The organism is Ruminococcus sp. B05, from assembly GCF_003628495.1.
GTDB classification, from domain to species: Bacteria; Bacillota; Clostridia; order Lachnospirales; family Lachnospiraceae; genus Schaedlerella; species Schaedlerella hominis.
The window spans coordinates 57,252-80,026 of record NZ_RBZR01000001.1 but is presented as its reverse complement, the minus strand read 5'-3'; the positions used below and the strand labels follow the sequence as shown (position 1 = coordinate 80,026).

Genomic DNA, 22,775 nt, shown 5'->3' with positions numbered 1-22,775 from the left:
TAAACCCCGTCCCTATCTGGCTCCCCGTCCCCGCTGGTCTCCCTCTTCTTAATCCTCCCAAGGTCGGATTCGGTATGTTACTCCAAGATCTTCACAAATCTTCACACACTGTGCTTCTTCTTCTTTTGTCAATGTTGTATCGACTGTTGACAATACAACATGTGGTACATACTGTTTTACTTCTTTTACAAAATCGAGCATTCCACGATACGCTTTATCTCCAAAAATGCTGCGGACCAATTCATTGTATTTCTGCTCATTTGGTGTATTTAAGCTGATTGAAATTGTATCTACCAAGCCTTTAAATTCTGGTGCTGTATCACGTTTATTGATCAGACTTGCCTGTCCGTTTGTATTCACACGAATTGGTTTCTGATATGTCTCTTTTACGAATTTTGCAACTTCAAGCAACGCATCTAATCTTTCTGTAGGCTCTCCAAATCCGCAAAATACAACTTCGTCAAACTTTGTCATATCGAATTTTTTAAACTCTTCTTTTACTTCTTCTACTGTTGGTTCATGTTCAAGCCAAAGTGAATCGGACTCTTCCATGTGATCTCTTGTCTGTCTCAAACAAAATGTACAGGCGCAAGAGCAACGATTTGTCAGGTTTACATACAAATTGTTATGCACTTTATATAAGATTGTCATTGATTTTTTCATTGCGTTCTTCTCCTTCTATTTATCTTTTTCGGTTCAATGTGTGTAGTACCTCTTCAAAGCATACACCATCTGTTACAGGAATATCCAGTTCTATTGAGCGTAAAATACATTTTTTAATAAATAAAGACGCTCTTTTTACAGAATCATGAAAATTTACTCCATTGACAGCGTCTGCTGAAATGATTGCAGAGAAAATATCTCCTGTTCCGGAACGCTGTGTTCCAACCTTCTGCGTCTTAACGATAGACGGCTCCGTTCCTTTTTCATAGCAGAAATTGCAAATATAACTCTTCTGGGACACTCCGGTTATAACAACTTTCTCCGGTCCTTGTTCGGAAAGTTTTTCTGCCAGCTCTATTACCTCTGCAACTTTCCAGTCTTCTTTATATGGCGTATCCGTCAATATACATGCTTCTGTCAGGTTTGGAGTTAAAATATCAGCCTTGCACGCCAGCTGCTTCATACGTTGACACATTTCCTCTGTATATGTTGAATACGTTTTTCCATAATCTCCCATAACCGGATCTACAATAACTAATGTATCTTCCGATTTGAATTCAGAAATAAATTCCTGCACGATTCGTATTTGTTCTGCTGAACCCAAAAATCCAGTGCTGATTCCATTGAATTTCAAATCCAACTTTTTCCATTCTTCCATATAAGGCTCCATATTTTTTGTAAAATCTTCAAAAAAGAATGATGGAAAACCCGTATGATTTGAAAAAATAGATGTTGGCAATGGGCAGCACTGTACCTTTAACATTGAAATAATGGGCAGGGACACTGCGATTGAGCAGCGTCCAAACCCAGAAATATCATTTATAACAGCTATTTTCTTTTGATGATTGTGTGATGTCATCTGTTATACTCCTTCTGAGATAAATTTTGAAGCATGGCACTTTTCCATAACAAATCCCAGAACATAGAATCCAATAATTCCAATAATTCCTTCTGTTGTCAGTCCAGGTACCTGTGCAAGTCCTGTCGCAACACTTCCATACATGATTCCACCGGCAATTGTATATCCTGCAATCATAATTACGATAGAAACCACTGCTCCGATAAATGTTCTAGCTGACAGCATACGTGCAGGTGTTTTCCCTGCATGTGTAACTTTTGAACCTGCATATCCCATAATACCCTTAATAATCAAAGTAGGCAATACCCACTGCGGATATCCTGTCAATAAATCTGACAATGCAGAACCAACACCGCCGGCTAAAAGCCCGATATCCCAAGGAAATAAATACGAACACAGAAGAATACAAATATTTCCTAAATGCATATAACCAAGCGGAATCGGAATATGAATGATTGCTGTTGATATGCAGACAAGCGCAATTGATAAGGCTGCAATTGTAATTTTTTTTGCTGAAAATCTTTTCATAAATAATCTCTCCATTCCTCACAGAAACTTTTCTGTATTTTCATTTTTCCAAATCATAACACATGATTGGATTGATAGAAACAGCCAGAATCATCAAATTTAACCAGTCCAGTTTACCAAATGGGGACGGGGATAAGTGGCTTTTTCAAAAGCCACTTAACTCCGTCCCCATTTGGCACTTAACTCCGTCCCCGTTCATCCTTAATTTTAATTTTTTATGAATTTTACATTTTTTTACTTGTCTTCGCAAAAAAAACATTATAGGATATACTACATTGATTATTTTTTATAATTATCATATTTTAAAGAAAGGGGTTTTTATTTTTCATGGCTTCTTCAAAAAATGACTCATCCTGGTTCGACGATAATTTTGAAGTTACATATGATGATGATTCAACATTACGACCATCCATTGATTTTGATACAACAAAATTAGAGAATACCTCTCAGAAAAATACAAAGAAGACAAAAAGAAAGAAAAAAGGAAATGCTTCTTCTAAAAGCAGCAATAAATCTGTTGATTTAAGTATTCCAACTAATATTTCACGCGAGGAAGAGAAGGCACAAGCTATTCGTTATGCCCAGCAGCCTTCCAATCGTTACGATGATGATATGGATTATGATGACGATGACGACTATGACTTTCCGAAATCCAGAAGACGCAAAAGTGGACCCACACGACTTGCAGCACCACTTCAAAAAGGTGGCAACGCACTTTATAAGGTTTCAAAAACATTTATCCGAAATCTGACTATACTGCTTATCCTTATAATCATTGCCATTTTAGCTTACAACTTTTATGTAGGAAGTGCTCCATATGGCGACCTTGAAAATTCACTTGAATCACAAGCTTTCTCGCCAACTTTTCTTGCATATGCCGCTGTAGCTGCAATTGTAATTTTTTGCGAAATCATTGCACTTTTCAGGTCTATGACAAAAGAACGTATACGAGATGAATATGGAGTTCATTGGGAAGATGTAGGACGCGGACGGAATTCATTTATCATACTTTACATTTGTTCCTATGCGGCATTTTTATTCGGTGATTTTATCCCTGAAAATATAGAAATATTACCTGCATGCATCGAGATTTTAAAAGGAATCAAAGGTGCCCTGGCAGTTTTCGGTTCTCTTCATAACCAATTATTCGGTCTTTGCGTGGCAGGCGTTGTTTCCTGTATAATCCGTAAGTATCGGAGATAGAGACCAAACGGGGACGGAGTTAAGTGGCTTTTTCACACGTGAAAAAGCCACTTAACTCCGTCCCCGTTTGGTCTCCCCGGCTTAGTCTAAAATAATCAAAGCCATAAATACAAGATCATCTGTTCCTGTATTCTTTAAACCATGTCCGCAATTATCTGGTGTAAATGTCTTATCGCCTGCTTTTACCATGCGTTTTGTTCCGTTGTCATCATATTCTCCTTCTCCTGAAATGATGTAATATGTTTCACTTTCGTTGTGGTGTTCGTGGTATCCAAGAGAACATCCCGGCTCGATAGTTACCTGTGCATATAATCCGCACTTGCCATTCAGTTCCTTTGCATCAAGAATTCTTTTTACAATTACATGCCCCTCTCCACCACACATGTTTTCAATACGCTCTGTTGTCATAATATCTGCTCCCTTTCAATTTTAATTATTTTTATTTATTATAAAACGCTGTTCAAAAATGTTCAATCACATTTATATCGTATTTTTATATTGAAAGTACTCGAAAGTTGTCGAAAGTGACAATTGACGAAATCTATATTTTATGAGAAAATAAAGTAAGTGTGATGTTAATTAATTATCAAACATTATACGCGAGACAAATCATACATATTTGAAAGGAGTTTTAACATGATTTATTCTAAAGAAGTTGAACTGATGTGTCCGGTTGCTCAGGGTGCAAATCACGGACCAGCTCCAATCCCGGAAGAGGCTAAATGGGTACAGGCAAAAGAAGTGAAAGATATCTCTGGTTTTACACACGGTGTAGGCTGGTGTGCTCCACAGCAGGGTGCTTGTAAACTTACTCTTAATGTAAAAGACGGAATCATTCAGGAAGCATTGGTAGAGACAATTGGATGTTCAGGAATGACTCATTCTGCTGCTATGGCATCTGAAATTCTTCCAGGTAAAACAATTCTTGAAGCATTGAATACAGACCTTGTATGTGATGCAATCAACACAGCTATGAGAGAGCTGTTCTTACAGATTGTATACGGAAGAACACAGAGTGCATTCTCTGAAGACGGACTTGCTATCGGAGCTGGACTGGAAGACCTTGGTAAAGGACTTCGTTCTCAGGTAGGAACAATGTACGGAACACTCGCAAAAGGTCCTCGTTACCTGGAGATGGCAGAAGGATATGTAACAGGTATCGCTCTTGATGAGAACGATGAGATCATTGGATACCAGTTCGTAAGCCTTGGAAAATTCACAGACTTCGTTAAAGCTGGAGATACTCCAAACGAAGCTTGGGAGAAAGCAAAAGGACAGTACGGACGTGTTGCTGACGCTGTTAAGATCATCGACCCACGTAAAGAATAATCACAACGAACGGACTTGTCCGTTTTATGGAAAATAAGCGTTAAATAAATCAGGAGGACAATTAAATGGCTTTATTTGAATCATATGAGAGAAGAATTGATAAAATCAATGCAGTACTGAACAGCTATGGCATTGCTTCTATCGAAGAAGCAGAAAAGATTACAAAGGATGCCGGTCTTGATGTTTACAATCAGATCAAAGGTATTCAGCCAATCTGTTTCGAAAACGCTTGCTGGGCATACATCGTAGGTGCAGCAATCGCAATTAAAAAAGAATGTAGAACAGCTGCTGAGGCTGCTGCTGCTATCGGTGAAGGACTTCAGGCATTCTGTATCCCAGGTTCTGTTGCTGACCAGCGTAAAGTAGGTCTTGGACATGGTAACCTTGGAAAGATGCTTCTGGAAGAAGATACAGATTGTTTCGCATTCCTTGCAGGTCACGAATCATTCGCAGCTGCTGAGGGTGCTATCGGTATCGCTGAGAAAGCTAACAAAGTTCGTAAAAAACCTCTTCGTGTTATCCTGAACGGTCTTGGAAAAGATGCTGCAAAGATCATTTCAAGAATCAATGGATTCACATATGTACAGACAGAATATGATTACTACACAGGAGAACTGAAAGAAGTTCAGAGAATCGCTTACTCTGACGGACTTCGTTCTAAAGTAAACTGCTATGGTGCTAACGATGTACGTGAAGGTGTTGCTATCATGCACAAAGAAGGTGTAGACGTTTCTATCACAGGTAACTCTACAAACCCAACACGTTTCCAGCATCCAGTTGCAGGTACATATAAAAAAGAATGTATCGAACAGGGCAAGAAATATTTCTCAGTAGCTTCAGGTGGTGGTACAGGACGTACACTTCACCCAGATAACATGGCTGCTGGTCCTGCTTCTTATGGTATGACAGATACATTAGGACGTATGCACTCTGATGCACAGTTCGCTGGTTCTTCTTCAGTTCCTGCTCACGTTGAGATGATGGGTCTGATCGGTGCTGGTAACAACCCAATGGTTGGTATGACTGTTGCAGTTGCAGTTTCCGTAGAAGAAGCTGCTAAAGCTGGCAAGTTCTAAGAACTCGCGTAAAATAGCCAGTTCTCAAACTTACAAGAACTGGTAAAAATCAATAAAATTTACTTCATTTGTCGATTATTTGTCGATAATTGTAGATTTAAAAAGGGAGAGAAACATTAAGTTTCTCTCTTTTTATTAAGACAGTAACAATTTATATCCCCCGGTATTTCTACCGGGGATTTCTTATTAGAACAACTGGAATCTATCCATTGGAACACCAAGGCATCCTGCGTAACCATCCTGACCATTTTGGGATCATTCCAGTTACATCCAGAAGCTCCACCATGAATCTCGACAGATCTATGCGGACATGATGTTGCATACATTTCTTGATGTAATCGAATTGTGTTCTGGTTTTGTTCGATGCCGTACTGCTTACATTTCTGCGCTGCTAACTGTAATGCTTTCTCTTCTTTGCTCTTGAAAATATCGATATCGCCCATGCTCTGACAGACTTCGATTGACAGATAATTATTGTTTCCGTTGGTATCTCCACAATGCCATGCGTGATTAATATCATCTTCTGCCTGCAATATACCATCATGTGCTACATAATAATGGGCAAACCCATTTTCCAGAAAATCCATTATTCTCTATTCTTCTGTACGTTCATTAATAATTGAAAATATTTTCATGTTTCGTGAAGTTTTTCTTGTATTTATGAAAAAATCATGATAATTTCCTATTAAAAGCAGGACATGACATAGGGAGAATACAAAGCACGTGTTTGCACGTGTATTTCATCGACACACGTGTTAGTACGTGTTATAATATAGTTATGATAAGGAAAGGTGATACAAAAGATGCCTTTAACATCAAATGAAATGCTTAAACTTCTAAAGAAGATGGCGGTTTCTGGATTACATTTCCAGATTTTCCAGAATCTTTCACTGAGGGAGACGACATGCAACAGGCTTATGAAATAGCTGTTGATGCATTGGGGCTTAACTTTTCGCAGGTTCTTCAAGAAGCATTGATTTCGAAGCTTTAAATAAAATAAGTCTCACTTATAGCATTAATTAAAATCAGGCATATGCTTTATACTATCAAAGAAGGGATGTGATTATATGCCATTATTAAAAAAGGATATTTACACTATTGAAGACATCTACGCACTTCCCGCTGGACAGCGTGCAGAGCTGATAGATGGTCAAATTTATAATATGGCACCACCAAGCTATCTTCATCAGAGACTTGTAATGGAACTTTCCGCAACAATCCGAGATTATATCAAATCCCGCAAAGTATCTTGCGAGGTTTTGCCCGCTCCCTTTGCCGTTTTCCTCAATCAGGACGACCGAAACTATGTAGAACCGGATATCTCCGTTATCTGCGATCCTGATAAGCTAAATGACAAAGGATGCAATGGTGCTCCTGATTTCATCATTGAAATTGTATCACCTAGTAGCCAACGAATGGATTATTTAACCAAGTTATTCAAATACCGCACAGCTGGTGTTCGTGAATATTGGATTGTGAATCCAATGACACAGACGATTCAGACTTACTTTTTCGGTGACCAGGAAGACTTCCATCAATATTCTTTTAATGATGAGATTACTGTTGGCATCTATGATGATTTGAATATCTGCATTTCAGATTTGCTGAAATAACAAAAACTGCTCCCACACCAATAGAGAACAGTTACCAATATATAGAAAAGCGACTATGCCTCCAGTTTAACCGGAAAGCATAGTCGCTTCTTTCTGATATATCACTCTTTTTACTTTATATAGAGCTTTTTATGAAATATTTGTATATCCCATCAATGACTCATCCACAGCCTTTGCTACAGCTCTTCCCTCTGCTATAGCCCATACAACTAAAGACTGTCCTCTATGCATATCGCCTGCTGTAAATATGTTTTTCTTGCTACTTTCATATTCTCCGGGTTTTGTCGCTACATTGGTTCTATTGGTCAGATCAACACCAAAATCTGATGTCACATACTCCTGACTTCCCAGAAATCCTGCTGCAATTAAAACTATATCTGCCTTTAATTCATGTTCGGTTCCTTTGACCGGCTTGAAATTCTCAAGTTCTACCGTCTTTACTGCACAAAGCTCGCCTTTTGCATTTTTCAAAAATTCTGTAACCGTTGTTTTGAAAATTCTAGGATCTTTTCCGAATTTATAAATTGCTTCCTCCTGTCCATAATCAGTCTTAAGGACTTTCGGCCACTCTGGCCATGGATTATTTTCTGCTCTTTTAAGTGGTGCCGCCGGCATCATCTCAAGCTGAGTAACATTTTTTGCACCCAATCTTATAGCAGTTCCGACACAGTCATTTCCTGTATCTCCGCCACCGATCACGACAACATTTTTCCCTTTTAAACAGCCAAATGAAAAGTCTTTTGCTTTTATTACCTTTTCATCATCGTAGTCATTATCCATTAATTTTTTGCTTACTTCTGACAAGAAATCAACTGCAAAATAAATGCCTTTCGCATCTCTTCCAGGTGCATTGATATCTCTTGGATTGGATGCCCCACAACAGAGTATAACTCTGTCATAGGCTTTTACCAAATCCTTTCCTTTTATATCTTTACCCACATTTACACCGCATTTAAATTCTATTCCTGCATTCTCCATAAGCTGCACACGTCTGTCTATGCTTCTCTTATCAAGCTTCATATTCGGAATTCCATATCGAAGCAATCCACCTACACGATCTTTTCTCTCGTATACTGTGACACTATGTCCTCTTCTATTTAAAAGCAGTGCGGCTGTCAGTCCGGCAGGTCCGCTGCCTACTATCGCAATTTTCTTTCCAGTTCTTACCTCTGGTTCCTTTTCTTCTACCAGTCCATTTTCGAAAGCATAATCTATAATCGCTCTCTCGTTACTTTTTGTAGCAACAGGCTGTTCATATATGCCCTGTGTACATGCCGCCTCACAAAGTGCAGGACACACTCTTGATGTAAATTCCGGAAAACAATGTGTCTTGCTAAGTCTATAATATGCCTGCTCAAGATTTCCCATACTAACCAGATCATTTGTCTCTGGAACCAAATTGTGGAGTGGGCATCCTGATGCCATTTGTGCTATCATTGTTCCTGCCTGACAAAAAGGTATCCCGCATGACATACATCTTTTAGCTTCGCATATCTGTTCTTCCTGTGGAAGACCCTTATGAAATTCTTCAAAATTCTGTATTCTTAATTCTACGCTAACTGTCTCTCCCATAATCGTCTCCACCTCCTTATGCATTTTCTTTCTGACTTTTATAAAAAGCTTCTATCTGTGCTTCTTTGATGCTCATTCCGTGCTCGATAAAATCTTCTGTGTACTGAACGATTTTTTTGTAATCGGAAGGAATGATTTTTTTAAATTTTGGAAGATATTCGTCAAAGTTATCTAAAATCAATTTTGCTTTTGCAGAACCTGTGTATTTAGCATGATTTTCAAGAAGCTTTTTGAGTTCTTCTCTGTCAGACTTATGCTCTATGCTTTCCATCAGAACCATCTCTTTGTTCAGGTTTCTATAAAGCGAATTATTTTCATCCAACACATATGCGATTCCACCGCTCATACCTGCTGCAAAATTCTTTCCTGTAGGTCCAATGATCACTGCGACACCACCGGTCATATATTCACAACCATGTTCTCCTACGCCTTCTACTACTGTTTTGGCACCTGAGTTACGTACACAGAATCTTTCTCCTGCCATTCCACCTACGTAAGCTTCACCGGATGTTGCTCCATAAAGAGCTACATTTCCAACAATAATATTTTCCTGAGGATTATATGCTGCATCAGCCGGAGTTTTTACTATAAGTTTTCCTCCAGAGAGACCTTTTCCAAAATAGTCATTGCTGTCTCCCACCAGATTAAGTGTCAGTCCTGCCGGGATAAATGCACCGAAGCTCTGACCTCCAGATCCTTTACAGTTTACAGTAATTGTATCTGCTTTAAGACCATCGTGATGATGTCTTGTAATTTCAGAACCGATAAGAGTACCAAATGCTCTGTCTGTATTTATTACATCTACACCTACAACGGTCGGTTCTCCCTTTATTACTGCATCCATGAATTTGCGGTTCTTTGTCATCAGAAGTTTATCTTTCTTCTCATCCAGCTTGAAATCATAATAGCTCTTATCGTGGAAATCTGCTGAAACCGCATCGGAATCTCCAAGAATGGCGCTAACATCAATTTTAGCCTCCACTCCGCTAAGATCCGTTCTTTTTCTCAGTAAATCTGTTCTTCCGACCAGCTCATCTACACTCTTTACACCTAATTTTGCCATATATTCACGGAGTTCCTGTGCGATAAAACGCATAAAGTTCTCTACATATTCAGGTTTTCCCATGAATCGTTTTCTTAGCTCAGGATTCTGTGTAGCCACACCCATTGGACATGTATCAAGATTACATACTCTCATCATTACGCAGCCTAATGTTACCAATGGTGCTGTTGCAAAGCCGTATTCCTCAGCTCCCAAAATTGCAGCAATTGCTACATCTCTTCCGCTCATAAGCTTTCCATCTGTTTCCACTACAACTCTGTTTCGAAGTCCGTTCTGGATAAGCGTCTGGTGTGTTTCTGCCAATCCGAGCTCCCAAGGCAATCCTGCATTATGGATTGAACTTATAGGAGCAGCTCCTGTTCCTCCATCATAACCTGAGATAAGAATAACGCCTGCTCCGGCCTTTGCTACACCGGCTGCGATTGTTCCCACTCCTGTTTCAGATACCAGTTTCACAGAAATTCTGGCCGCATCATTGGCATTTTTCAAATCATAGATCAATTGTGCCAAATCTTCGATCGAATAAATATCGTGATGTGGCGGTGGTGAAATAAGGCTTACTCCCGGTGTTGAATGTCTTGTTTTTGCGATCCATGGATATACCTTCTTACCAGGCAAATGTCCACCTTCTCCTGGTTTAGCACCCTGAGCCATCTTAATCTGAATTTCTCTTGCACTGCTTAAGTATCGGCTTGTAACACCAAATCTTCCACTTGCTACCTGCTTGATAGCCGAGCTTCTGTCTTCTTTACTTCCAGCACTTTCCAGTCTTTCATCGCTCTCTCCACCTTCACCACTGTTTGATTTACCATGTAAATGATTCATCGCAATAGCTAATGCTTCATGTGCTTCCTCAGAAATTGAGCCATATGACATCGCACCTGTTTTAAATCTCTTTACGATCTCATCAACGCTTTCAACTTCCTCTAATGCCACTCCCTTTTCAGGGTAAGCAAATTCCATAAGACTTCTGATATATCCTGTCTGCTCTCCGTCTACCATTTTGGTATATTCTTTAAATTTTTCATAGTCGCCCTCTCTTGTAGCCATCTGCAGCATATGAATTGTTGCAGGATTATATCTATGGCTCTCTCCCTGAGAGCGCATTTTATGTCTTCCTAAAGAATCAATAGACATATCTGTAGCCAGACCTAATGGATCAAATGCCTGTGAATGTTGTTTGTCTGTATTCTGTGCAATATCATCCAATGTAATTCCGCCGATTCTTGAAACTGTTCCTGCGAAATATTTATCTATCACACTCTTATCTATACCTAAAGCTTCAAAAATTCTGCTGCCCTGATATGACTGCAATGTAGAAATTCCCATCTTAGAGGCAATTTTTACTATACCCTGCAAAATTGCATTATCATAATCCGAAACTGCTGCATAATAGTCTTTTTCTAAGAGACCGTCCTCTATCTGTTCTTTTATAGACGCATGAGCCAGATATGGATTAATCGCGCATGCTCCATATCCTAAAAGTGTAGCAAAATGATGCACGAGACAAGGCTCTGCAGTCTCAATTATAAGTGACATAGCCATACATTTTTTTGTCTGAACCAAATGATTATGAACTGCAGCCACAGCTAACAGTGAAGGGATAGCTACATGATTTTCATCTACTCCTCTGTCTGACAAAATGAGCACAGTAGCTCCATCACGATACATTCTGTCCACTTCAACAAACAGATGATCAAGCGCTCTGTCCAATGGAGTACTCTTATAGAAAAGTGTAGAAACCTTCTCTACTTTAAGTCCATCCTGGTTGAGTTTTGAAATCTTTAATAAATCAAGATCAGACAAAATCGGATTCTTTACCTTTAACACCTTACAGTTAGAAGGTTTTTCTGATAAAAGTTCTCCATTTTTTCCAATATATACTGTAGTAGCTGTCACGATTTTTTCTCTGGCAGCATCAATAGGAGGGTTTGTAACCTGAGCAAACAATTGTTTGAAATAGTAAAATAATGGCTGATAATGTTTTGAGAGTACTGCAATCGGTGTATCAATTCCCATCGCACCTACATGCTCTGCACCATTTGTAGCCATAGCCTTTATCTCATCCTTATAATCTTCATAGCTATAACCAAATGCTTTTTGCAGTCTTACCAATTCTTCCTTTGTATAGGAAGGTACTTTTTCATTCGGAATTTTTAAATCCTTCAACTTGCAAAGATTCGAATCCAGCCATTCACCATAAGGCTCTCTTCCTGCATACTTATCCTTAAGCTCTGCATCCGAAACAATTCTTCCCTCTCTTGTATCTACAAGCAGCATTTTTCCCGGGTGAAGACGTTCTTTTCTTAAAATGTGTTTTTCATCTAAAGGAAGAACACCGACCTCTGATGAAAGAATAAGTCTGTCATCATCCATTACATAGTAACGTGAAGGACGCAGACCATTTCTGTCAAGGATTGCTCCCATAACATCACCATCAGAAAAAAGGATCGAAGCAGGTCCATCCCAAGGCTCCATCATTGTTGCATAATATTGGTAGAAATCTCTTTCCTTCTGTGTAATTGTATCGTTGTGTTCCCATGGCTCCGGAATTAAAATCATTGCTGCAAGTGCCGGATCCATTCCACCCATAATCATAAATTCCAGTGCATTATCAAGCATCGCTGAATCGGATCCGGATGTTGATATAACAGGCAATACCTTTGTCAGCTCTTCATCTGTGAAGCAACTTGTATGAATCGTTTCTTCTCTTGCCAGCATCTTATCAACATTACTCTTGATCGTATTTATTTCCCCGTTATGTACTACCAGACGATTTGGATGTGCACGAAGCCAGCTTGGATTCGTATTTGTAGAAAATCTTGAATGTACCATCGCTATCGCTGACTCATAATCTGCATCTAACAAATCAAGGAAAAATGTTCTAAGCTGACCAACCAAAAACATTCCCTTGTAAACAATCGTTCTGCAAGACAATGATGGCACATATGTATTATCGTTACTCTGTTCAAAAACACGTCTGATAACATATAGTTTTCTGTCAAAGTCCTGATCATTCTCCATACCTTGTGGTCTTTTGATAAATGCCTGATAGATTGCCGGACAGCTTTCCAAAGCCTTCTGTCCTAGTACAGTTTCTCTGGTAGGAACCTTTCTCCATCCCAGAAACTGCTGTCCTTCTTTTTCTACAATTATTTCAAACATTTTCATAGCCTGACTTCTTTTTAACTCATTCTGTGGGAAAAAGAACATACCTACTGCATATTCTCTTGCTCCACCAATCGTTATATTCGAATCAGATAATACTTTTTTAAAGAATTTATGAGGAATCTGGGTGAGGATTCCTACTCCGTCACCCGTCTTTCCCTCTCCGTCTTTACCTGCTCTGTGCTCTAAATTTTCTACAATTTTTAAAGCATCATCTACAATTGAGTGACTCTGCACTCCTTTTATATTTACAACGGTACCAATACCGCAATTATCATGTTCAAACGATGGGTCATATAAGCTTCTTTGATTCATACTATTGTTCCTCTTTCATTTCCACTTTTTTTCACTCATTTAATCGTACTATAAACCACTCTCGCCATAATTTGATAAAACTCTGGCAGATGGGTCATCCACATTACAGCCCTCCCACGCTTTATTCGGCATCCAGAAATCTACAACCATTTCGGCCTGTCCCGGATAATACTCTTCAAAAATTTCTCTGTATAAAAGAGATTCTTTTGTGAAAGGCTTTGCAAAAGAATATTTCTTAATCTTCTCATTGTATTCTTCGTCACTGTATTTTTCCTGTGCATACTCTTTGAGATAATCAACCATTGAATGTCCTACTGCATCAGAAAATGCAGCCTTCTCTCTCATAAGTATGGATTCCGGAAGGTAATCTCCCTCAAATGCATGTCTAAGCAAATATTTTCCTTTATTGTACTTATTCATTTTCATTTCCGGATCAATACTCATTACATACTCTACAAAATCCAAATCACCAAATGGTACTCTGGCCTCCATTGAGTTTGATGATATACATCTGTCTGCTCTCAAAACATCATACATATAAAGCTCTCTTATACGTTTTGCTGACTCTTCCTGAAAGCTCTTTGCATCTGGTGCAAAATCTGTATATTTATATCCAAATAATTCGTCTGAAATCTCTCCTGTTAAAAGCACTCTGACATCTGTCGTATTATGAATTGCTTTGCAGATCAGATACATTCCGATGCTTGCACGAATTGTGGTAATATCATAGGTTCCTAATACTGATATTACTTCTTTCAAAGCTCCTAATACTTCTTCCTTTGTAATAATGATTTCCGTATGTTCACTTCCGATATAGTCCGCTACTTCTTTGGCATATTTTAAATCAATTGCATCCGTACTCATACCAATCGCATATGTCTTTATTGGTTTTTTCAATAATTTTGCTGACACCGCACATACCAAAGAGCTGTCAAGGCCTCCACTTAACAAGAAGCCAAGCGGTGCATCAGCATCCAGTCTCTTCTCTATGCCTGTGATTAATTTTTCTTTAATTTTGTGACATGCAGTTTCCAGATCATCTTTACTTACTTCCTTTACCTCCGTCATATCTCTATATGAAATGAACTCGCCATCCTTATAATAATGTCCCGGAGGGAATGGATAAATTTTATCTACTATACCTACTAAATTTTTTGCTTCACTGGCAAAAATGATTTCTCCCTCTTTTGGATATCCATAGAAAAGTGGTCTGATTCCGATAGGGTCTCTTGCTGCTATCAGATTTTTTGTTTCTGCATCATAGATGATACAAGCAAACTCAGCATCAAGCTTTCTAAACATTTCGACACCGTATTTTTCATACAACGGAAGTAATATCTCGCAATCTGAATCACTTTTAAATTCGTATTCTTTTTCTAATTCTTTCTTTATCTTTCTAAAACCATAAATTTCACCATTGCAGACTACCTTGTTATTCTTACAAGAGAATGGCTGCATACCTTCCTCTGTAAGCCCCATAATTGCCAATCTTTCAAAACCCAGAGTCACATCCCCAACTTTTTCAATCCTTTGCATATCAGGTCCACGTGAAATAGTTTTATCAAAATGTTCTTTAATCTGTTCTTCTGTAAGAGATTCACCCTTATATCCTGTTATTGAGCACATATCGTTTTCACCATTTCTTTCTCGTTCTGTTGATTATAATAAAGAATGTGCTTTGCACATTCCGGCACCTGCGGCGGTCGCTTGCGACATCTACATTGTACGACGCAGTGTGCATCCTGCCGGAGGCTTTTTATTACATAGGAAACAAAATTTTCTATGTAATAAAAAAAGACGCCTTGAGCCATTTAGCTCAAAGCGCCTTTGCTTTTTTATGATTTGTAATATAATCCTTTTATTTTTATTTGTCAATAATTAATTTTAAAAATTAACATATAAATATTTTGATACAATCATCTGCATCTTCAAACTTCCTCCTCTTACAGATAACTGATATCTCTGTTATACTCCTCAATTACTCCGTCAGATGGAAAACATCCTGCTTACACAATATTTGTAGCAGTTCCAATTATCACCGCTTCATAAGGACGCAATATATTTCCTTCTCTGCCGTCCTCATAATTCTGGATCCAGACTTCCCCGTCTTTCCACTCATCAAGCAATGGGCAGCTAACTTCCTCATCCGTAAAGTTTGTACATACCAGTATCTTTGTATGTTCATCTGTTCTCGTATAGGCAAAAATCTTCTCATCTTCCGGCAGAAGAAGGTCAAATTTTCCGTCCACAAATACTGGATTTTCTTTTCTTAAACGAATCAGCTTCTGATAATAGTAAAATACCGAATTTTCATCTTCCAGTGCCTCTTTAACATTGATCCTGATATAATTTGGATTCACCGCAAACCATGGTTCTCCTGTTGTGAAGCCTCCGTTCTTCTCACTGCTCCACTGCATCGGAGTACGGGCATTATCACGACTTCTTGCGTAAATAGAATGCAGGATTTCTTCTGGCTGATATCCTTTTTTCAGACGCTCTTTGTACATATTCAATGTCTCAATATCTTCATATTCTTCAATGCTGTCAAACTGCACATTCGTCATTCCTAGCTCTTCTCCCTGATAAATGTAAGGAGTTCCCTGCATTCCATGAAGCATTGTCGCCAGCATTTTTGCCGACTCTTTTCTGTATTTTCCGTCATTTCCCCAGCGCGACACGATTCTAGGAAGATCATGGTTATTCATAAACAGACTGTTCCATCCTGTCTGATATAAAGTATTCTGCCACTTTGCAAGGCATTTTTTCAGCTTTACCAGATTCAATGGAATCGTGTCCCATTTTTCCTTTCCTTCTTCCTGATCAAGCATAATGTGCTCAAACTGAAAAACCATGGAAAATTCACTTCCATCCGGATTACTATATTTCTTTGCAATTTCCGGTGTTGCTCCCCAGGCTTCTCCTACAGTGATCATGTCGCCCTTCTGAAATGTTTCCCTGCTTAATTCACGCAGAAATTCATGCAACTTTGGTCCGTTATTTGTGATCTTAAGATCTGGCTCTTTTGCAATCTGATCAATTACATCCAGACGAAATCCGCCTGCCCCTTTTTCCATCCACCAGAGAATCATATCATAGAGTTCTCTTCTCACTTTCGGATTCTCCCAGTTCAGATCCGGCTGTTTCACTGAAAATTGATGAAAATAATACTGTCCCAGTTCCGGAACCCACTCCCATGCCGGTCCGCCGAATACAGAATTCATATCGTTTGGATAAACGTCTTCTTCTCCGTCACGCCACACATAATAATCATGATACGGATTGTCTTTGCTTTTCTTTGCTTCCAAAAACCATCTGTGTTCATCAGAAGTATGATTCAATACAAGATCCATCATAATTCGGATTCCGCGTTTCTTTGCCTCCACAAATAACTGTTCCATATCTTCCATTGTTCCGAACATCGGCTCAATATCCTGATAATCTGAAATATCATATCCATTGTCATCCTGTGGAGAACGATACACCGGTGAGAGCCAGATTGCATCTATTCCAAGTTTTTTCAAATAATCCAGTCTGCTGATAATTCCTGGAATATCACCGATTCCATCTCCGTCCGAATCTTGAAAGCTTTTCGGATAAATCTGATATACAACTGCATTTTTCCACCATTTATTCTTATTTTCCATACTCAATTTCGATATCTCACCGGCAGATTATCTGGTTCTACCGGGATATCCTCTCCTTTCTTTATATTCTCTCTAAATTCTACGAATGAGTGTTCCGTTCACACCAAGTATCTCTCCATCAAATTCTCGGGCAAAAAGAATTTTTCCATTCCCTTTTACTTTTATTTCTTCCTCCGATGCATTTAATAGAACCTCAATTTTATTACCTTCTTCATCTAATTTTATATATTCTACACATCGATCATTTTTGTACGTATCTGGAAAATGGAAATGCGGGCTTCTGCACATTTTCTCGTTTCTTCTAAGCATGATTAGTTTCCGCATCATTGCAATTTTTTCCTGATTCTCTTTGCTTTCGATCTCACTCCATGGCATACATCTTCTACAATCCGGGTCATGTGCACCTTCCATCGCAATCTCTGTTCCGTAGTAAATGCAAGGACTTCCCGGAAGTGTGAAGAGAATTGCAAGCTGCTGATAGAATTTATCGAGATTATGAAAACGGTTCATAAGTCTCTCCGTATCGTGGGAATCCAGCAGATTGAAGAGTACATCGTTATTCTGCTGCATATACATAGTATAGCAACGATTTACCATATATTCAAACCCCTCTTTTTTCATCGTTTTATCTAGAAAAAAGTCATGGATTCCACTGAGCAGCGGGTAATTCATAACGGAATCATATTCATCTCCTTGCAGCCACTGGCTTGCATCGTGCCAGATTTCTCCCAACAGATAAATGTCCGGTTTTATCATTTTTAAATGATCTCGCATCCGCTTTAAGAACCGATGTGATACTTCATTTCCTACATCAAAACGGATTCCGTCTATATCAAATTTTTGAATCCATTCCTCGCAGACCTTACAAAAATACTCAATTACTTCTTCGTTATTCGTATTTAATTTTGGCATCGTATCTGCAAATGCGAAAGAGTAAAAGCGCTTGTCTCTGGTGTCTGCTCTTTTTCCAATCTGTTCCCAGTCTTCTATCATAAACCAGTCCGCATAACGGGAATCTTTCCCATTCTCCAGTACATCTACCCACGGCGCAAATTTTCTTCCGCAGTGGTTAAATACTGCGTCAACCATAATACGGATTCCTTTTTCGTGTGCTTCCCTGCAAAGTGCTTTCATCATTTCTTCATTGCCGAAAGCCGGATCAATCTTTGTATAATCTGTAGTATCATATTTGTGGTTAGATTCAGCTTCCATGATCGGATTCAGATAAATTCCGGTAATCCCCAGCTCCTGAAGATACTGTAGTCTCTGACGGATTCCCTCCAGATTCCCTCCGAATTTTTCCTGATTTGTCACTGTTCCGTGATTTCTCCACGGTGTGATATCATTTCCATTCTTTTCCGGTGTCCCATTGCAGAACCTGTCCGGGAAAATCTGATACCAGATCGTATCATTCACCCATGCAGGTGTACGGTTTATATCTGCAGGATTCATCCATGGTACAATAAAACACTGCTGCATACGGCCATCCATCTGAAGCTGTTCTTCTGTCAGGAAACCGTCTTCAAAATAATACCAGACTTCCTTTTCTGTCCTAAGTTCAAAATAATATTTACATCTTTTATATGCAGGAAGAAGCGTTGTTGTCCACCAGATTTGATAAGGCAGACGTTTTTTATAAATAATTTCCTCTCTTTTTCCTGTCCATTTTTCATTTCCACCCAGAATCCCGGCCTCATAAGGATCTCCGTAATGGATAAACACCTGTTTTACATCATATCCTGTCTTAATATTTACGATCAGCCTGTCCTCATCCAGAGGATAACTCATCTGCTCTGATGTTTTATGATATACACCGGTAAATTCCATCTTATTCTTCCTCCAATTTTTCATAAACGCGCAGAATTTCTCCCACACTCCATGCCTGTGCAAAACATCCTTTTGAAGAAACCGGAATCTCTCCATCATAAATTTCAGGGAGCTGGCCAATACATCCTTCACGCATTGCACTTTCCAACACTTCCAGCTGCTTTGCCACAACCTCTTTTGCTTCTCTTGAATCTTTATTTACTTTTAGATATGCGAGATAATATCCACCCATCGGAAAAGTCCAGACAGTTCCCTGATGATAAGCAAGATCTCTTTTTATCATCTCTCCGCCGTAGCTTGCATGAAATTCCTCGTCTTTTGGATCTAATGTTCGAAGTCCATACGGCGTATATAGCTTTTCAAATACCGTATCTACAATCCGTCTTTCTTTTTCTTCGTCCAGCATTGTAAATGGCATAGACACCGCCCATATCTGATTACAGCGAATTTGTGTATCTGCCTTTGTTTCTGAGATTACATCCTTCAGGCAGTGTTTTTCCTCCATCCAGAATTCTCGTGCAAAAGATTCTTTCACTTTCTGTGCGAGTTCTCCATATTTCTGCTCTTCATTTTTCTTCAAAACTTCGGAAAACTTTTGCATGATACAAAGTGCATTATACCAGTAAGCATTGATCTCCACCGGTTTCCCATGTCTTGGTGTCGGAAGGATTTCTCCCACACGTACATCCATCCATGTTACCTGATCCAGCCCCGCTCCGGCACTGATAAGACCATCTTCTTCCATATGGATATTGAAATTTGTTCCTCTCTCATAACCGGAAATAATTCTTTGCATTACCGGATACATTTCCTCTACAAATTTGATGTCCTGAGTTTTTTCATAATATAACCACACGCAGTTGATAAATAATAGTGCCGCATCTACAGTATTATAAAGTGGCTCATTCTCCCCCTCCGGAAACAGATTTGGCATCAATCCATCCTTTTCATAAAATGCAAATGTCCGCAAAATTGATTTTGCACTTTCAAATCTTCCTGTGGAGATGCAGATTCCCGGAAGTGCAATCATTGTATCTCTTCCCCAATCCTCAAAAAAAGGAAAACCGGCAAGAATGGTCAATCCATCCGTAGACTCTCTGTTCGACAGGAACTTGTCTGCACTACATACCAGTGTCTGTGCCAGTTTATTTTTCAAACCTGAAGTCTTTATAAGCTTCTCTTGATGATGGATCTGTTCTTCCTTAATTATATCAAATAATTTTTTTGCGTCCATACCAATCCGACTTTCCAGCGAATAAATTACTGTCAAATCTGTCTCTTCTCCTGGCTTTATCCGTTTTTTAATCTGATACACTGCGCTTGCGGTTCCATTTTCCCGTCTTCCGTCACATTCATCATAGCGATAAAAATACGTTTCTTTCTTTTCCTGAAAGCCCTCTACTTTCCCATTTGTTTCAAAGAAAAGATCATACTTTCCATCGGTAATCTTTTGCTCTTGTCTTGAAAATATCTTATCTTCTTTCAAATCTTCCCCTTTCGGTTCAAATTGAAAAAACGGAGTTACACAGAGAACGGCCTCTTTCTGACCTCGGTTTTTCAGATGATAATTCACTGCGATCTGATTGCTGCCCTGTGCCATCGCAATCTCTTTTTCCATTTCCACTCCACTTATTAGATAATTCCATACAGGAAGAGTTTCAAAAGAAAATTCCGTAAAATAGCGATATCCTTCTTCTTTTGTTCCATCCGCAAATTCCTGAGTTGAAAGAACATACTTTGTTTCCCCAATACCCAGTTCTTCTTTTATACGATGAACCATATTTACTCTGTGATTTGGAGCTTTCGTACATGCCATGAATACCGAATGATCATTTCTTGCCACAGCTCCGGTCATCGTAAGCGAAGAAAAACCTCCCAGACCATTGGTTAGTAAATAGCAATTTTCAAGTCCTCTCTCCAACGTTTTCCAATCTTGTCTTCCATAAATCCATTTCATGCACCACTCCTCCTTAATCATTATTTACGTCCAAGTATCAACACGCTCTGCGGTGCGGCTTCTATCTGTCTGTCTACACAAATTCCTTTTTCCCAGCACCAGCTGTCATCCGCATCGCTTAAGATTTCCCAGCCATCATTCAAAAATTTTACTTTATAACTACTTTTTCTTGCATTATAAATTATCTTTACCTGACTCCATCTTGCTTTTTTATCATTGAGCACAGTAAATCCTACTACGTCTTTTTCTTTCCACATATCTGTAATTCGTTTATAACTGTCTTTTGATTTGTCACAAAGCCCAGAAAGCTGTTTGCGAAGTGCAATCAGCCCCTGATAATAATGAACCAGTTCCTTGTTTTCCCATGCCTTTTCCCAGTCGAGACGGTTTAGAGTGATCGGTGCCTTAAAGGTATTATCCTGTCCATCTTTTGTACGGGCAAATTCTTCTCCTGATAAGAAAAATAGTGTTCCCTGACAAGTCATATAGACTGCTGCAGCCATTTTATTCAGCCTCATACATTCTTTTTCCTCTACGACTGTCTCTTTTAATTTATCCCACAAGGTATGGTTATCATGTGCTGATACGTAGGTTACGATCTGTGAAGGTGCTTTGACATTCTCAAATCCTTCCGCATGATAAGGATTTGTGCACCATGCTGCCACACTTGCAAGTATTTCATCTTCTTTTTCTTCTGCACCGTTTATAAACCCGGCTTCCTTTGTACGTAGCGCAGAGCCTTTGATTCCATCTCGGGTACTGTCACAGAACGCTCCGATATTTTCATCCAGAAGCCCAATATTCTCTTTTGTTGCCAGTTTTTTACCACCTTCTACAGCTGTCTGTTCTGCTGTCCAAGGTTCTCCGTAAATAATCTTCTTTCCTTTTCCGTATCGCTGATCCAGTTCGCTTCGGATCCGATTCATTAACTCCACATCCAGAAGTCCCATCAGATCAAAACGGAATCCGTCAATATGATATTCCTCTGTCCAGTAAAGCACTGATTCCAGAATATATTTCGCACACATCTCTCTTTCGCTTGCAACATCATTTCCACATGCGGAACCATCGGAGATCTTCCCATCCGGAAATACCCGGTAAAAATACCAAGGTACAGTTCTCTGAAACCAGGAATCCAGCGAATAAGTATGATTGTAGACAACATCCATGATTACACCAAACCCGGCTTCGTGGATTGCCTGAATCATTTCCTTCATTTCCCGAATTCTAACTTCACCATGTCTGGCATCTGTCGCATAGGAGCCTTCCGGCACATTGTAATTGACTGGATCGTACCCCCAATTGAATTCTGTATCTTCCCCTGCTTCATTTACAGAACCATAGTCATACATCGGCATGATCTGAATGTGTGTCACCCCGAGTTCTTTTAAATAATCCAGACCAGTAGGATGAATCCCATCCTCATTCAAAGTCGTATGTCTGCACGTAAATGCTTTGTATTTCCCACGATATTCTTCTGGAAAACCACCCGCCTTATCCCAGGAAAATTCTTTTACATGAAGTTCATAGACGATTCTCTCCGGTCCTTCTTCTGGTGTCTGATCTTTTTCCCATCCTTTTGGATTGGTCTTTTTCAGATTCACTGCCATGCTGCGCAATCCGTTAACTCCGCATGCCTTTGCATATGGGTCTGCTGATCGGACTTCTTCGCCATTGCGTGTAATCAGATAATCATAATAAACGCCGTGAAGTTCTTCTTTACTCTCCCAACTCCACACACCCTTTTCTTCTTTTTTCATCGGAATCTGCTCGTATGCATTTCCTCCATCTCCTGTCTGATACAGGTTTAAACTAATGCATTCCGCCTGTGGTGACCACAGACGGAATGTCGTTCCTTCTTCTGTACATTCTACGCCAAGATTATTTCCCTCATAAATATAATTTTCAAGAAATTCTTTTGTAGAGTAATATTTTTTTAATTCTATTTTATCTTTCAT

The 22,775-nt window shown here is 39.2% G+C and carries 16 protein-coding genes; 4 read left to right on the top strand and 12 right to left on the bottom strand.

What is annotated here, in order from left to right:
• Positions 1-48: 48 nt before the first annotated feature.
• The 3 genes from D8Q48_RS00310 to D8Q48_RS00300 are packed head-to-tail and all read right to left on the bottom strand — an operon-like array spanning position 49 to position 2,050.
• Positions 49-663: a TIGR04100 family radical SAM protein gene (locus D8Q48_RS00310; protein WP_243116187.1), complete on the bottom strand. Its 615-nt coding sequence runs from the start codon at positions 661-663 to the stop codon at positions 49-51.
• 19 nt (positions 664-682) lie between these two features.
• Positions 683-1,522 (bottom strand): pyridoxamine kinase, encoded by an 840-nt coding sequence (locus tag D8Q48_RS00305; protein ID WP_118689154.1) that lies wholly within the window; start codon positions 1,520-1,522, stop codon positions 683-685.
• A gap of 3 nt (positions 1,523-1,525) precedes the next feature.
• Positions 1,526-2,050: an ECF transporter S component gene (locus D8Q48_RS00300; protein ID WP_172696930.1), complete on the bottom strand. Its 525-nt coding sequence runs from the start codon at positions 2,048-2,050 to the stop codon at positions 1,526-1,528.
• Between the two features lie 327 nt (positions 2,051-2,377).
• Between D8Q48_RS00300 and D8Q48_RS00295 the strand changes: the two genes are divergently transcribed.
• On the top strand, positions 2,378-3,253 hold the full coding sequence (locus D8Q48_RS00295) for a hypothetical protein (RefSeq protein WP_121054978.1): 876 nt from the start codon (positions 2,378-2,380) through the stop codon (positions 3,251-3,253).
• 81 nt (positions 3,254-3,334) lie between these two features.
• Here the strand turns inward: D8Q48_RS00295 and D8Q48_RS00290 are convergent, their stop codons facing one another.
• Positions 3,335-3,661: a cupin domain-containing protein gene (locus D8Q48_RS00290; protein ID WP_117989329.1), complete on the bottom strand. Its 327-nt coding sequence runs from the start codon at positions 3,659-3,661 to the stop codon at positions 3,335-3,337.
• Between the two features lie 228 nt (positions 3,662-3,889).
• Between D8Q48_RS00290 and D8Q48_RS00285 the strand changes: the two genes are divergently transcribed.
• Positions 3,890-4,582, top strand: coding sequence for a hypothetical protein (locus tag D8Q48_RS00285; RefSeq protein ID WP_117989330.1), 693 nt, complete (start codon positions 3,890-3,892; stop codon positions 4,580-4,582).
• 65 nt (positions 4,583-4,647) lie between these two features.
• On the top strand, positions 4,648-5,658 hold the full coding sequence (locus D8Q48_RS00280; protein WP_118688649.1) for a GGGtGRT protein: 1,011 nt from the start codon (positions 4,648-4,650) through the stop codon (positions 5,656-5,658).
• A gap of 116 nt (positions 5,659-5,774) precedes the next feature.
• Here the strand turns inward: D8Q48_RS00280 and D8Q48_RS00275 are convergent, their stop codons facing one another.
• Positions 5,775-6,245: an N-acetylmuramoyl-L-alanine amidase gene (locus tag D8Q48_RS00275; protein WP_121054976.1), complete on the bottom strand. Its 471-nt coding sequence runs from the start codon at positions 6,243-6,245 to the stop codon at positions 5,775-5,777.
• 480 nt (positions 6,246-6,725) lie between these two features.
• On the opposite strand from D8Q48_RS00275, the gene D8Q48_RS00270 reads away from it, so the two are divergent.
• Complete coding sequence (locus tag D8Q48_RS00270) at positions 6,726-7,271, top strand: Uma2 family endonuclease (RefSeq protein WP_121054974.1); 546 nt, start codon at positions 6,726-6,728, stop codon at positions 7,269-7,271.
• Positions 7,272-7,400: 129 nt separating this feature from the next.
• Here the strand turns inward: D8Q48_RS00270 and D8Q48_RS00265 are convergent, their stop codons facing one another.
• The 7 genes from D8Q48_RS00265 to pulA all read right to left on the bottom strand — a co-directional run bounded on the left by D8Q48_RS00265 (position 7,401) and on the right by pulA (position 22,775).
• Positions 7,401-8,843: a glutamate synthase subunit beta gene (locus tag D8Q48_RS00265; protein WP_243116186.1), complete on the bottom strand. Its 1,443-nt coding sequence runs from the start codon at positions 8,841-8,843 to the stop codon at positions 7,401-7,403.
• A gap of 16 nt (positions 8,844-8,859) precedes the next feature.
• Entirely contained in the window at positions 8,860-13,389 is a 4,530-nt protein-coding gene (gltB, locus tag D8Q48_RS00260) for a glutamate synthase large subunit (protein WP_121054969.1), read from the bottom strand.
• A 48-nt stretch (positions 13,390-13,437) separates the two neighbouring features.
• Entirely contained in the window at positions 13,438-15,015 is a 1,578-nt protein-coding gene (gene asnB / locus D8Q48_RS00255) for an asparagine synthase B (protein ID WP_121054967.1), read from the bottom strand.
• 380 nt (positions 15,016-15,395) lie between these two features.
• Entirely contained in the window at positions 15,396-17,033 is a 1,638-nt protein-coding gene (locus D8Q48_RS00250; protein WP_121054965.1) for an alpha-glucosidase, read from the bottom strand.
• A 72-nt stretch (positions 17,034-17,105) separates the two neighbouring features.
• Positions 17,106-18,884, bottom strand: coding sequence for a glycoside hydrolase family 13 protein (locus D8Q48_RS00245; protein WP_330514104.1), 1,779 nt, complete (start codon positions 18,882-18,884; stop codon positions 17,106-17,108).
• Positions 18,862-20,817 (bottom strand): amylo-alpha-1,6-glucosidase, encoded by a 1,956-nt coding sequence (locus tag D8Q48_RS00240; RefSeq protein ID WP_121054961.1) that lies wholly within the window; start codon positions 20,815-20,817, stop codon positions 18,862-18,864. Before D8Q48_RS00240 ends, D8Q48_RS00245 begins: the two co-directional genes overlap by 23 nt.
• Positions 20,818-20,837: 20 nt before the next feature.
• Entirely contained in the window at positions 20,838-22,775 is a 1,938-nt protein-coding gene (gene pulA, locus D8Q48_RS00235; protein WP_121054959.1) for a type I pullulanase, read from the bottom strand.

Bases quoted from the DNA above. Each gene is read 5' to 3' on its own strand.
- D8Q48_RS00310 (WP_243116187.1), bottom strand. From the start codon at position 663: ATGAAAAAATCAATGACAATCTTATATAAAGTGCATAACAATTTGTAT.
- D8Q48_RS00305 (WP_118689154.1), bottom strand. From the start codon at position 1,522: ATGACATCACACAATCATCAAAAGAAAATAGCTGTTATAAATGATATT.
- D8Q48_RS00300 (WP_172696930.1), bottom strand. From the start codon at position 2,050: ATGAAAAGATTTTCAGCAAAAAAAATTACAATTGCAGCCTTATCAATT.
- D8Q48_RS00295 (WP_121054978.1), top strand. From the start codon at position 2,378: ATGGCTTCTTCAAAAAATGACTCATCCTGGTTCGACGATAATTTTGAA.
- D8Q48_RS00290 (WP_117989329.1), bottom strand. From the start codon at position 3,661: ATGACAACAGAGCGTATTGAAAACATGTGTGGTGGAGAGGGGCATGTA.
- D8Q48_RS00285 (WP_117989330.1), top strand. From the start codon at position 3,890: ATGATTTATTCTAAAGAAGTTGAACTGATGTGTCCGGTTGCTCAGGGT.
- D8Q48_RS00280 (WP_118688649.1), top strand. From the start codon at position 4,648: ATGGCTTTATTTGAATCATATGAGAGAAGAATTGATAAAATCAATGCA.
- D8Q48_RS00275 (WP_121054976.1), bottom strand. From the start codon at position 6,245: ATGGATTTTCTGGAAAATGGGTTTGCCCATTATTATGTAGCACATGAT.
- D8Q48_RS00270 (WP_121054974.1), top strand. From the start codon at position 6,726: ATGCCATTATTAAAAAAGGATATTTACACTATTGAAGACATCTACGCA.
- D8Q48_RS00265 (WP_243116186.1), bottom strand. From the start codon at position 8,843: ATGGGAGAGACAGTTAGCGTAGAATTAAGAATACAGAATTTTGAAGAA.
- gltB (WP_121054969.1), bottom strand. From the start codon at position 13,389: ATGAATCAAAGAAGCTTATATGACCCATCGTTTGAACATGATAATTGC.
- asnB (WP_121054967.1), bottom strand. From the start codon at position 15,015: ATGTGCTCAATAACAGGATATAAGGGTGAATCTCTTACAGAAGAACAG.
- D8Q48_RS00250 (WP_121054965.1), bottom strand. From the start codon at position 17,033: ATGGAAAATAAGAATAAATGGTGGAAAAATGCAGTTGTATATCAGATT.
- D8Q48_RS00245 (WP_330514104.1), bottom strand. From the start codon at position 18,884: ATGAAAAATTGGAGGAAGAATAAGATGGAATTTACCGGTGTATATCAT.
- D8Q48_RS00240 (WP_121054961.1), bottom strand. From the start codon at position 20,817: ATGAAATGGATTTATGGAAGACAAGATTGGAAAACGTTGGAGAGAGGA.
- pulA (WP_121054959.1), bottom strand. From the start codon at position 22,775: ATGAAAGATAAAATAGAATTAAAAAAATATTACTCTACAAAAGAATTT.